Source organism: Streptomyces sp. NPDC005899 (genome assembly GCF_040629645.1).
Lineage (GTDB): Bacteria > Actinomycetota > Actinomycetes > Streptomycetales > Streptomycetaceae > Streptomyces.
On sequence record NZ_JBEXWB010000031.1, the window covers coordinates 24,348 to 36,797 of the forward strand.

The 12,450-nt window shown below is 73.4% G+C and carries 9 protein-coding genes; 8 read left to right on the forward strand and 1 reads right to left on the reverse strand.

Annotation, left to right across the window (positions count from 1 at the left end; genetic code table 11):
- Positions 1-2 precede the first annotated feature (2 nt).
- The 8 genes from gatA to ABZ371_RS06735 all read left to right on the forward strand — a co-directional run bounded on the left by gatA (position 3) and on the right by ABZ371_RS06735 (position 11,317).
- A complete protein-coding gene (gene gatA / locus ABZ371_RS06700; RefSeq protein ID WP_358674477.1) occupies positions 3-1,505 on the forward strand; it encodes an Asp-tRNA(Asn)/Glu-tRNA(Gln) amidotransferase subunit GatA in 1,503 nt (500 codons plus the stop codon).
- Positions 1,502-1,744, forward strand: coding sequence for a hypothetical protein (locus ABZ371_RS06705; protein WP_358674480.1), 243 nt, complete (start codon positions 1,502-1,504; stop codon positions 1,742-1,744). The genes gatA and ABZ371_RS06705 overlap by 4 nt, the downstream gene beginning before the upstream one ends.
- 16 nt (positions 1,745-1,760) lie before the next feature.
- Entirely contained in the window at positions 1,761-3,269 is a 1,509-nt protein-coding gene (gatB, locus tag ABZ371_RS06710) for an Asp-tRNA(Asn)/Glu-tRNA(Gln) amidotransferase subunit GatB (RefSeq protein ID WP_358674482.1), read from the forward strand.
- Positions 3,270-3,431: 162 nt separating this feature from the next.
- Positions 3,432-4,691, forward strand: coding sequence for an SLC13 family permease (locus ABZ371_RS06715; RefSeq protein WP_358674505.1), 1,260 nt, complete (start codon positions 3,432-3,434; stop codon positions 4,689-4,691).
- Positions 4,692-4,910: 219 nt separating this feature from the next.
- Entirely contained in the window at positions 4,911-7,130 is a 2,220-nt protein-coding gene (locus ABZ371_RS06720; protein ID WP_358674485.1) for an MMPL family transporter, read from the forward strand.
- A gap of 93 nt (positions 7,131-7,223) precedes the next feature.
- On the forward strand, positions 7,224-7,868 hold the full coding sequence (locus tag ABZ371_RS06725; protein WP_358674488.1) for a hypothetical protein: 645 nt from the start codon (positions 7,224-7,226) through the stop codon (positions 7,866-7,868).
- Between the two features lie 156 nt (positions 7,869-8,024).
- Entirely contained in the window at positions 8,025-8,210 is a 186-nt protein-coding gene (locus tag ABZ371_RS06730) for a hypothetical protein (protein WP_358674491.1), read from the forward strand.
- 50 nt (positions 8,211-8,260) lie between these two features.
- Positions 8,261-11,317, forward strand: a complete 3,057-nt coding sequence (locus tag ABZ371_RS06735) for an AAA family ATPase (protein WP_358674494.1) — start codon at positions 8,261-8,263, stop codon at positions 11,315-11,317.
- Positions 11,318-11,385: 68 nt separating this feature from the next.
- Here the strand turns inward: ABZ371_RS06735 and ABZ371_RS06740 are convergent.
- Positions 11,386-12,450, reverse strand: a 1,065-nt coding sequence (locus ABZ371_RS06740) for a PQQ-dependent sugar dehydrogenase (protein ID WP_358674497.1), incomplete at its 5' end; no start/stop codon positions are given.

A 12,450-nucleotide genomic window follows, 5' to 3' on the forward strand; every position in this document is an offset into this window, starting at 1 on the left:
CCATGACGGACACCGCCGCCATCACCAAGCTCACCGCGGCCCGGATCGCCGAGAGCATCGCCTCGGGCGAGCTGACCGCCGTCGAGGTCACCGAGGCCCACCTGGCCCGGATCGACGCCGTCGACGAGAAGGTCCACGCCTTCCTGCACATCGACCGCGAGGGCGCGCTGGCGCAGGCCCGCGCCGTGGACGCGAAGCGCGAGGCGGGCGAGAAGCTCGGCCCGCTGGCCGGCGTCCCGCTCGCGCTCAAGGACATCTTCACCACGCAGGACATGCCGACCACCGTCGGCTCGAAGATCCTCGAGGGCTGGGTCCCGCCGTACGACGCGACCCTCACGAAGAAGCTGAAGGCCGCCGACGTCGTCATCCTCGGCAAGACCAACATGGACGAGTTCGCCATGGGGTCCTCCACCGAGAACAGCGCCTACGGCCCGACCGGCAACCCCTGGGATCTCACCCGTGTCCCGGGCGGCTCCGGAGGCGGCTCCTCGGCCGCGCTGGCGTCCTACGAGGCCCCGCTGGCCATCGGCACGGACACCGGTGGGTCCATCCGCCAGCCCGCGGCCCTCACCGGCACGGTCGGCGTCAAGCCCACCTACGGCGGTGTCTCCCGCTACGGCATGGTCGCCTTCTCGTCCTCCCTCGACCAGGGCGGCCCCTGTGCCCGCACGGTCCTGGACGCGGCGCTCCTGCACGAGGTCATCGGCGGACACGACCCGCTCGACTCGACGTCCATCGACGCGCCGGTCCCGCCGGTCGTCGAGGCGGCGCGCAACGGCTCCGTCCAGGGGATGCGCGTGGGCGTCGTCAAGCAGTTCTCCGGCGAGGGCTACCAGGCGGGTGTCGTCCAGCGCTTCGACGAGTCGGTCGAGCTGCTGAAGTCGCTCGGCGCCACCGTCGTCGAGCTGGACTGCCCGTCCTTCGACCTGGCCCTCTCGGCGTACTACCTGATCGCGCCGTCCGAGTGCTCCTCCAACCTGGCCCGCTTCGACGCCATGCGCTACGGCCTGCGTGTCGGCGACGACGGCACGCGCTCCGCCGAGGACGTCACCGCCCTCACCCGCGAGGCCGGATTCGGCGACGAGGTCAAGCGCCGCGTCATCCTCGGTACGTACGCGCTCAGCTCCGGCTACTACGACGCGTACTACGGCTCGGCGCAGAAGGTGCGCACCCTCATCACCCAGGACTTCGAGAAGGCGTTCGAGCAGGTGGACGTGATCGTCTCGCCGACGACGCCCACCACCGCCTTCCCGATCGGTGAGCGCGCCGACGACCCGATGGCGATGTACCTCGCGGACCTGTGCACCATTCCGACCAACCTCGCCGGCAACTCCGCCATGTCGCTGCCCTGCGGCCTGGCCCCGGAGGACGGCCTGCCGGTCGGTCTGCAGATCATCGCCCCCGCCATGAAGGACGACCGGCTCTACAAGGTCGGAGCAGCCGTCGAGGCCGCTTTCGTGGAAAAGTGGGGGCACCCGCTGCTCGAGGAGGCTCCGTCACTATGAGCGCAATGGCTAAGAAGGCCAAGAACTTCAAGAAGTCCAAGTCCGGCGTGTACGTGTCCCTGGGCACCACCGCCTTCGGCGCGCTCAGCGTCGTCAAGCAGGCGAGGATGGCCCGCCAGGACAACGACACGCTGCGGCTGATCGACGCCGCCGTGTCCGCCGCCGCGATCGTGACCGGGATCGCGATCCTCTACCGCGAGCTCAAGCGTCTCGGCGACGACGACGTCCTGCTGGGCTGAGAGGGAAAGTTTCATCGTGACTGTCATCGACCTGGAGTCGTACGAGGACGCCCTCGCGACGTACGACCCCGTCATGGGTCTCGAGGTCCATGTGGAGCTCGGCACCCGGACCAAGATGTTCTGCGGCTGCTCCACGGAGCTCAAGCAGGACGCCAACTCGCAGACCTGCCCGGTCTGCCTCGGTCTGCCCGGCGCGCTGCCGGTCGTCAACGAGATCGGTGTCGAGTCCGCCATCAAGATCGGGCTCGCGCTGAACTGCGAGATCGCCGAGTGGTGCCGCTTCGCCCGGAAGAACTACTTCTATCCGGACATGCCGAAGAACTTCCAGACCTCCCAGTACGACGAGCCGATCGCCTACAACGGCTACCTGGACGTCCAGCTGGAGGACGGTGAGATCTTCCGCGTGCAGATCGAGCGCGCCCACATGGAGGAGGACACCGGCAAGTCGACGCACGTCGGCGGTGCCACCGGCCGCATCCACGGGGCGTCCCACTCGCTGCTCGACTACAACCGCGCGGGCATCCCCCTCATCGAGATCGTCACCAAGCCGATCGAGGGGGCCGGCGCCCGGGCCCCCGAGGTCGCCAAGGCGTACGTCGCCGAGCTCCGCGAGCTCATCAAGGCGCTCGGCGTCTCGGAGGCCCGGATGGAGATGGGCCAGATGCGCTGCGACGTCAACCTGTCGCTGCGCCCCAACGGCACCGAGAAGTTCGGCACCCGCTCCGAGACGAAGAACGTGAACTCGCTGCGTTCGGTCGAGCGCGCCGCCCGCTTCGAGATCCAGCGCCACGCCGCGGTGCTGAACTCCGGCGGGACGATCGTGCAGGAGACCCGGCACTTCCACGAGGAGGACGGCTCCACCACGGCCGGCCGCATCAAGGACAACGCCGAGGACTACCGCTACTTCCCCGAGCCGGACCTGGTGCCGGTCGCCCCGTCCCGCGAGTGGGTCGAGGAGCTCCGCAAGGGGCTTCCCGAGCTGCCCCGGCTGCGGCGCCAGCGGCTCAAGGAGGAGTGGGGCGTCGGCGAGCACGACATGCAGTCCATTCTCAACGCCGGGGCGGTCGACCTGATCGTTGCGACGACGGACGCGGGCGCCCCCTCCGACCAGGCCCGCAAGTGGTGGATGGGCGAGCTCGCGCGCAACGCCAACGAGACCGGCCGCAGCCTCGACGAGCTGCCGATCACCCCGGCGCAGGTCGCCCGGGTGGCCGAGCTCGTCGCCTCCGGCGACCTCAACGACAAGCTGGCCCGCCAGGTCCTCGAGGGCGTCCTCGCGGGCGAGGGCGACCCGGACGCGGTCGTCGAGAAGCGCGGCCTGAAGGTCGTCTCCGACGAGGGTGCGCTCGGTGCGGCCGTCGACGAGGCGATCGCCGCCAACGCGGCCGTCGCCGACAAGATCCGTGGCGGCAAGGTGGCGGCGGCCGGCGCGCTCGTCGGAGCCGTCATGAAGGCCACCCGTGGTCAGGCGGACGCGGCGCGCGTGCGCGAGCTGATCCTGGAGAAGCTCGGCGTCGAGGGCTGACCGGCCCAGGCCCTGGGGGCGGTGCATCCTGATTCCGGGTGCGCCGCCCCTTTCCTGTCACCCCGTCGCCCGCAGAGCCCGCTCCCACCGCCTCCGCCCCCGCCTTCGTCGCGTCCCCACCGCCTCCGCCCCCGTACCGTCTCTGCCGCTCCGGAGTCCCCGCTGAACACCGTCGCCGCCGGTACCCTCTCCGTCGCGCTGCTCCTCGCCGTGCTGGCCTGCGCCGTGGTGCGCCCCAAGGGGTGGCCGGAGGCGGCGGTGGCCGTCCCGGCGGCGGTGCTGGTCGTCCTGGCCGGTGCGGTGCCGCTCGACGAGGCCGTGGACCAGGTGCGGAGCCTGCTGCCGGTGGTGGGCTTCCTCGCCGCCATCCTCGTCCTGGCCCGGATGTGCGCCGACGAGGGACTGTTCGCGGCGGCCGGGGACCTCGTCGCCCGGGCCTGCGGCGGCCGGACGGGGCCCCTGCTCGGCGGGGTGTTCGTCGTCGCCGCCGTGGTCACGGCCGTACTGAGCCTGGACGCCACCGTCGTCCTGCTGACCCCCGTCGTCCTCGCGACCGCCGTCCGTGTCGGCGCCCGCCCACGGCCCCACGTCTACGCCTGCGCCCACCTGGCCAACTCGGCGTCGCTGCTGCTCCCGGTCTCCAACCTGACGAACCTGCTGGCGTTCACGGCGAGCGGACTCTCCTTCACCCGGTTCGCCGCACTGATGACCCTGCCCTGGGTGACGGCCGTCGCCGTCGAGTACGTGGTCTTCCGCCGCGTCTTCGCCGCCGACCTGGCGGCCGGCGCGCACGCGCCCGACGCGAGCGAGGACCGGCCCGCCGTCCCGGTCCTCACGCTCGTCGTCCTCCTCCTGACCCTGGCCGGATTCGTCGTCACCTCGTTCGCGGGCTTCGAGCCGCTGTGGGCGGCCCTGGCCGGCGCCGCCGTGCTCGCGGCCCGGGCACTGGGACAGCGCAGGACGACGGTCAGGGGCGTGGTGGAGTCCGCCAATCTCCTGTTCTGCCTGTTCGTGCTGGCCTTGGGGGTGGTGGTCAAGGCCGTCGTCGACCACGGGCTGGGCACCGGCATCGGCGAAATCCTGCCGGACGGCTCCTCGCTGCCCGAACTGCTGGCGGTGGCCGCGGTCGCCGCCGTGCTGGCCAACCTGATCAACAACCTCCCCGCCGTCCTCGCGCTGCTCCCGGTCGTCGCGGCCGCCGGCCCCGGGCCGCTGCTCGCCGCCCTCATCGGGGTGAACGTCGGCCCGAACCTCACGTACGTCGGTTCCCTGGCGACCCTGCTCTGGCGCCGCATCCTGCACGACCACGGCACCGATGTCGAACTCGGTGAGTTCACCCGGCTCGGGCTGCTGACCGTCCCGCTGACGCTGGGCGCGTCGACGATCGCGCTGTGGGGGGCCCTGCACCTCATCGGGGTGTGACGGGAGTGGTGTGACGGGCGGGAGGCCGGCGTGCCGGAGCGGCTGCGCGCGAGGCGGCGGCAAGGCACGGGCGGGAAGCCCGGGGTGTGACCATGGCCACGAAAGGGGCAAAGGATCACAGTCGGCTGTCAGAGTTGCCTTCTCAGGTCATGTGAGACTTTTCCCGGGGTGTCGTGTCAACTCGGCATAAGTGTCCACGAACCCTCAGGAGCACGTCCGTTGGCCGCCATCGCACGCTGGTGTCTCAGGCACCGCCTCGCCGCCGTCCTCATCTGGCTCCTCGCCCTCGGCGGCGCGGCCACGGCGGCGGGCCTCGCGGGTTCCGCGTACACCGACGACTACGACGTGCCGGGTACGGAGGCCGGACGCGCCGGGGACATCCTGACCGCGGGGTTCGAAGACCTCGGCGGGGACGCCGCCACCGTCGTCTGGCGGACGGCGGGCCCCACCGTCCGTGCCCCCGGCGTCGAGCGGACGATGAGCGGCGCCCTGGCCCGGATCGAGGCGCTGCCGGGCGTCGGAGCCGTCACGGGGCCCTACGGACCGGCCGGCGGCGGGCAGATCAGCGCCGACGGGCGCACCGGCTACGCCACGATCGTCTTCGACCACCGGACCGACGGCATCCCCGGGGAACAGGTCCAGGCCGTCGTCGACACCGCCGAGTCGGCCGAGCGCGAGGGGCTGCGGGTCGAGCTGGGCGGCACCGCCGTCGCGCTGACCGAAGCGCCGTCCGTCCACCTCAGCGAGGCCGTCGGAGTCGTCGTCGCCGCGGTCGTCCTCTTCCTCGCCTTCGGTTCCCTCGCCGCCGGCCTCCTGCCCATCGCCACCGCCCTGGTGTCCGTCGGCACCGCCTACGCCGGCATCGTGCTCCTCGGCCACGTGATGACCGTCGCCGACTTCGCCCCCATGCTCGGCGTGCTGATCGGGCTCGGTGTCGGCATCGACTACGCGCTGTTCATCGTCACGCGTCACCGGCGGGGGCTGCGCGGCGGGTTGTCCGTCCCGGAAGCTGCGCAGAACGCCGTCGCCACCACCGGGCGCGCGGTCGTCTTCGCCGGGGCCACCGTCTGCGTCGCGCTGCTCGGCATGCTCGTGCTGCGGCTCGGCTTCCTCGACGGCGTGGCCCTCGCCGCCGCGCTCACCGTGGTGCTGACCGTCGCCGCCTCGGTGACCCTGCTCCCCGCCCTGCTCTCCTTCATCGGCATGCGGGCCCTGAGCGGGCGCGAGCGCAGGCAGCTCGCCGACCACGGGCCGCGGCCGGAACGGACCACCGGCCTCGCCGCACGCTGGTCCGCGTTCGTCGAGCGGCACCCCAAGCTGCTCGGAGTGTTCGCGGCCGGCGTCATGGTGGTGCTCGCGCTGCCCACCTCCGGCCTGCACCTCGGTACCTCCGACCAGGGCAACAACCCGGTCGCGGCCACCACCCGGCAGGCCTACGACCTGCTGGCCGACGGCTTCGGCCCCGGTGTCAACGGGCCCCTGACGATCGCCGCCCGCCTCGACGGCGCCGACGACCGGCTCGCCCTGGACGGCCTGCCGGCCGCGCTGCGCGGCACCGAGGGCGTCGCCTCGGTGAGCCCGGTGACGTACAACGGCAGTGGTGACACGGCGTTCGTCACCGTCGTGCCGGAGTCCGCGCCGCAGTCGCGGCGGACCAGCGAACTCGTCGACCGGCTGCGGGACGGCCTCCTGCCGCGGACGCGGGCCACCACCTCGCTGGAACTGCGGGTGGGCGGAGTGACGGCCGGTTACGACGACTTCGCCGAGGTCATCGTCGGCAAGCTGCCCCTCTTCGTCGGCGTGGTCATCGGGCTCGGCTGCCTCCTGCTGCTGCTGGCCTTCCGGTCGCTCGCCATACCCCTGAAGGCCGCCGTGATGAACATGGCGGCCGTCGCCGCCTCGTTCGGCGTCGTCGTCGCGGTGTTCCAGTGGGGATGGGGCAGTGAACTGCTGGGCCTCGGCAGCGCGGGCCCGATCGAGCCCTTCCTGCCCGTGATCATGGTCTCCGTGCTCTTCGGGCTCTCGATGGACTACCAGGTCTTCCTGGTCGGCCGGATGTACGAGGAGTGGCTGGCGACGGGGGACAACCGCACGGCGGTCCGGGTCGGCCTGGCCGAGACCGGGCGTGTGATCAACTCGGCCGCGGTGATCATGATCGTGGTCTTCCTCGCCTTCGTCCTCAGCGGCGACCGCGTCATCGCGATGTTCGGCATCGCCCTGGCCGCCGCCGTCGCCCTCGACGCCTTCGTCCTGCGCACCCTGCTGGTACCCGCCCTGATGCACATGCTCGGTGGGGCCAACTGGTGGCTGCCGGCCCGGCTCGACCGGCTGCTGCCCCGCATCAGCGTCGAACCGCCCGACGCGCCCGCGGTAGGTGCCCGGATCCCCGGTGAGCGCACCGGAGGCGAGGACCGGTCCGTCCCGCAGCGCGTGGGCTGAGCGGCGGAGGCCGGGCCTGTCCGCGGCGGGACAGGGTGCCGGCCGGACGCGGTGTTAAGGGGGTTCTCATACGGGGCCCCTAGCGTGCGGCACATGAAGACCACCCCCTCCACGACCACCACTCCCGCCACCGACGACGCCACCGGTGCCAGCACGGACGCCACCGAGGGCGCCGCCACGGACTTGGCCGGGGACACGAGGACGGCGACGGGAGAGAACTCCCCACCCGACCTGACGAAGACCACCGACGGGGCCCCGGACGCGGCCCTCCGGGACAGCGCCACCGAGGACGAGGAGCTGGAGCCCGACCCCTACGACGAGGCCGAGGCCCAGGCCTCCGCGGGAACCGGCTCGGGCGCCGCGGCCGTAGTCGCCGCCGGACTCGGGATCGTGTCCCTCTCCGGGGCGTGGACCGGCCGGGTCGCGGCCGAGCGGGAGACCCTGATCGGCCAGATCAAGACCTCCGGCGGCGGCAGCGCCGCCCAGCAGATCTCCGAGATCTACGGCGACGCCTGGCACAGCACCGCCCTCGTCAACGGCCTCTTCGCCCTGGCGGCCCTGCTGGCCGGGGTCTTCGTCCTCGTACGGCCCGCGTTCGGCGCCCCCGCCGCCCGCCCCCGGCCCGGCTGGATCCGCTCCGTCGCCCTGGCCGGCGTCGCGCTCGGCGCGCTCGGCGTCCTGCTCTCGGTGTGCATGTACCTGGACCTCGTCGTCTCCCTGCCCCACGCGGGCGGCTGAGGCGCGCCCTAAGGCATCCGCCGCGCCGGCCTAAGGCACCGCACCCCGAGGAGATGCGGCACACGCCCGATGCGGCGGCGCCCCCTGGCGGACGAGAGTCGGGACCACGGCAGGGAGCCGTGGCCCCGGCCGGGGCCGGACACCAGGGAGAACACCGTGTACCACTACGAACTGCACCAGCTCGGGTCCGGCGAACTCATCCGCAGGGCCGACCACGAGCGCACCGTCCGCGCGGCGCTGCTCAGCCGCCGGTCCGTCCGCCGCGCCGCCCGCCTCGCCGGACGGGACGGAACGGAAGGGCGGGTGAGCGGGCGCCCGGACCGGTTCGCGCGTGCCGCGTAGCGGTGGACGCCCCGCCTCCGGCCGCCTCCACAGCGCCGGACCCGTATGCGATGCTCGGCGCTGTGGAGACCAACACCGTCAGCCCCGTCTTCGTCGGCCGAGCCGGTGAGCTGGCCGTCCTGACCGACGCCCTCGCCCGCGCGTTTTCCGGGGAACCGCAGGCACTGCTCGTCGGGGGCGAGGCGGGGGTCGGCAAGACCCGGCTGGTCGAGGAGTTCCTCACGGCCGCCCGCCGTCGCGATGCCGTGGTGGCGGTCGGCGGCTGCGTCGAGGTGGGAGCGGACGGCCTGCCCTACGCCCCGTTCTCCACGGCGCTGCGCGCCCTGCGCCGCGCGCTGCCCGAGGAGTTCGCCGAGGTGCCGGCCGGCCAGGAGGGCGAGCTGGCCCGGATCCTGCCCGAACTCGGTGAGGCCGACCGGGCGTCGGGCGACGAACACGGCACCGCCCGCCTCTTCGAGCTGACCTCCCGGCTGCTCGAACGCCTCTGCGCCGCCCGGACGGTCGTCGTCGTCCTGGAGGACCTGCACTGGGCCGACGCCTCCACGCGCAACCTGCTCGCCTACCTCTTCCGCACACTGCGCAGCGGCCGCCTCGTCGTGATCGGGACGTACCGGGCCGACGACGTCCACCGGCGCCACCCCCTGCGCCCCCTCCTCGCCGAACTGGACCGGCTCCGCACCGTCCGGCGCGTGGAGCTCGACAGGTTCAGCCGGGCGGAGGTCGGACGGCAGCTCACCGGCATACTGGCGGCGGCACCCGAGGCCACCCTCGTCGACGACATCTTCGACCGCTCGGACGGCAACGCCTTCTTCGTCGAGGAGCTCGCCCGCAGCGTGGAGTGCTGCGGAGACGGCTCGGGGCTCTCCGACTCGCTGCGCGACCTCCTCCTCGTCCGCGTCGAGGCGCTTCCCGAGGACGCCCAGCGCATCGCCCGGGTCCTCGCCGAGGGCGGGTCCACCGTCGAACACCGGCTCCTCGCCGCCGTCGCCGGTCTGGGCGAGGACGAGCTGGACGCCGCGCTGCGGGCCGCCGTCGGAGCCAATCTCCTGCTGCCCGCCCCGGACTCCGAGGGATACCGCTTCCGTCACTCCCTGGTGCGCGAGGCCGTCAGCGACGACCTGCTGCCCGGCGAACGCACCCGCCTGAACCGCCGCTACGCCGAAGCGCTGGAGGCGGACCCCACCCTCGTGCGCGCCGACGAGAGCGCGGCCCGGCTGGCGAGCTACTGGTACGCCGCCCACGACGCGGCCCGGGCACTGCCCGCCGTACTCAGGGCTGCCGTCGAGGCCCGGCGCCGTTACGCCTACTCCGAGCAGTTGCGCCTGCTGGAGCGGGCGATGGAGCTGTGGGACGACGTGCCCCAGGACCTGCGTGCCACCCTGCGCCCCTTCGACTACGCGGAGGCATACCCCGGCTGCGGCTGCGAGCCGGACACGACGGCGCTGGGCTACCTCGACCTGATGGCCGAGGCCACGGTCGCCGCACGAGTCGGCGGCGACCGTGAACGCGCCCTGGCGATAGCCAAGAAGGCCCTGCGCGTCCTGGACCCGAACAAGGACCCGCTGCGCGCCGCGTGGTTCTGGGTACAGCGTTCGCTGCTGACGCAGAGCCTCTCCCGCGGCGACGGGTGGCAGGAACTGGCCACCGCCCAGGAGCTCGTGCGCGGGTCGCACCCCTCCGCCGTGCACGCCGACGTCCTGGCCAACGTCGCCGGCTGGGGCGCCCTGCACCGCCCCGGGCCCGATTCGCTGGCCGCGGCCGACCGGGCCGTGGAGTACGCCCGGCTCGTCGGAGACGAGCACATCGAGCTGCACGCCCGGCTCACGCGGGGCTGGCTGACCATCGACGCGGGAGGCGTCGAGGAAGGCCTGGCCGAGATGTACGCGGTCCGTGACCGCGCCGGCGAGCTGCACCTGGTGGGGGTGATGGGCCGCGCCGGCATCAACCTGCCCTCCGGGCTCGAGGCGACGGGCCGGTCGCCGGAGGCTGTGGCCGCCGCCGACCACGGCATCGCGGTGTGCCGCGCACACGGCCTCCCCGACTCCGAGGCGTGGGTCCGGGCCAACCAGGCGCAGTCGTACTTCTCCCTGGGCCGCTGGGACGAGGCCCGCGCGGCACTCGACGCCGCGGCCTCGCTGTCCCGGTCCCGCAAGACGGACGGTCTCATCGCCTCACGCCGCGCCGAACTCGCCCTCGCGCGGGGGGACATCGCCGAGGCGGAGGAGCAGCTCGCCCTCAACCGGCGGTACCTGGGCCTCCAGGACCCGCAGCCCCAGCACCTCATCACCCCCGTCCGGCACGCCATGGTCGTCGCCGCCCACCACGGCCGGCTCGCCGAGGCCCGGTCCGCGTTCGAGGCCCTGTTCGCGGAAGGGTTCCCGACCGGCACCCACCGTTACGCGCTGCCGCTGCTCCAGGTCGTGGCGGCCAACGAGGCCGACGCGCGTGGCCTGCCGGCCGTGGAGCCCGGGCGGCCGGGGATCCTGGCCCGGGTCCGCGGCCACCTGAAGCGGATGCCGATGCTCGTCCCCGTGTGGGCGGCCTACGGAGTGCTCATCGAGGCCGAGCTGGCCCGGGCCGAGGGGGCGGACACCCCGGACCACTGGGCCCGGGCCGCCGCGGCCTTCGCCCCCCTCGGGCGTCCGTACGAGCTGGCGGGGATCCGGTACCGCTGGGCGGAGGCGGTGCTCACCGGCACCGGTGACAGGGGGCCGGCGGCGCCCCTCCTGCGCGAGGCGCACGCGGTGGCCGAGCGGCTCGGGGCGCGGCCGCTCGCGGAGAGCGCCGAACTGCTGGCGGGGCGCGCACGGATCGAACTCGCCGGGTCCGCGGCCGTGGACGCCGGGGCGCCGTCCGGCGGGCCGGGACCGGACGCACCGGCCACCGGGGTGGACGCGGCAGAGTCGTTCGGCCTGACGTCCCGGGAACGCGAGGTGCACCGGCTGGTCGCCGCCGGCTACACCAACCGCCGGATCGCGGAGGAGCTGTACATCTCGCCCAAGACCGCGAGCGTGCACGTCTCCAACATCCTGGCCAAGCTGAACGTGTCCAGCCGGGGAGAGGCGGCGGCGCTCGCCCACCGCTTCCGGCTGTACCCGGTGGGCTGAACCGCACGCCTGACCCGGCCCGCGCACGTGCCGCCGGAGCCGCCGCGCGGGTCGCGGGGCGCAGCCGCTCAGCGCACCTTCAGCAGGAGGATCCGGTCGTCGCCCGCCTTCGGGGTGCCCCGGCCGTCCGTGTTGCCGGTGACCAGCCACAGCGTGTCGCGGCCCGCGGCGAGGACCGTGCGCAGCCGGCCGTACGTCCCTTCCAGGAACGCCTGGGGCGCCGCCAGAGGTTCGTCCGCCGTGCCGGACAGCGGGACGCGCCAGAGCCGTTCGCCGCGCAGACCCGCCATCCACAGGGAACCCGCGGCGTAGGCGATGCCGCTCGGGGACGCCTCGGACGTCTTCCAGCGGGCGACCGGGTCGACGAACCGCGGCTCGCCCCCCTCGCCCTCCACCTCCGGCCAGCCGTAGTTCCCGCCCGGCTCCACGGCGTTCAGCTCGTCCCAGGTGTCCTGGCCGAACTCGGATGCCCACAGGCGCTTCTGCCCGTCCCAGGCCAGCCCCTGCACGTTGCGGTGCCCGTACGTGTACACCACGGAGTCGGCTTCGGGGTTGCCGTGCACCGGCTCGCCGTCGGGGGTCATCCGCAGGATCTTGCCCGCCAGCGACTCCTTGTCCTGGGCGAGTTGCGTGTCCCCCGTCTCGCCCGTCCCCGCGTACAGCATGCGGTCGGGCCCGAACGCGATGCGGCCGCCGTTGTGGACGGTGCCCTTCGGGATGCCCCGGAGGATGGTGTCCGGAGCGCCCAGTTGCTGACCGGGCGGCTTCGCCTCGTCGTACTGGAGGCGGGCGATGCGGTTGTCCGACTCGGTGGTGAAGTACACGTACACCTGGTGGTCCGCGCCGAACTCCGGGCCCACGGCGAGCCCGAGCAGGCCGCCCTCGCCGGCCGGGGAGACGCCCGGCACGGAGCCCAGCACCGTCTTCTTCCCGGTCCTCCCGTCGATCCGGCTCACCGTCGCCTCGTCGCGCGAGGTCACCAGCAGGTCGCCTCCGGGCAGCGCCGCCAGCCCCCACGGCGAGGCCAGGTCCTGGGTGAGCGTCGACACCACGTCCACCGCGCCCCTGACCGGCGGCCGGTCGGCCGAGGGGCTCGGCGACGCGCTCGCGGAGGGGGTCGCGGACGCGCCCAC

What these genes read in the sequence shown, in the direction of transcription:
- gatA (WP_358674477.1), top strand. Translation starts at nt 3, where the DNA reads ATGACGGACACCGCCGCCATCACCAAGCTCACCGCGGCCCGGATCGCC.
- ABZ371_RS06705 (WP_358674480.1), top strand. Translation starts at nt 1,502, where the DNA reads ATGAGCGCAATGGCTAAGAAGGCCAAGAACTTCAAGAAGTCCAAGTCC.
- ABZ371_RS06725 (WP_358674488.1), top strand. Translation starts at nt 7,224, where the DNA reads ATGAAGACCACCCCCTCCACGACCACCACTCCCGCCACCGACGACGCC.
- ABZ371_RS06735 (WP_358674494.1), top strand. Translation starts at nt 8,261, where the DNA reads ATGCTCGGCGCTGTGGAGACCAACACCGTCAGCCCCGTCTTCGTCGGC.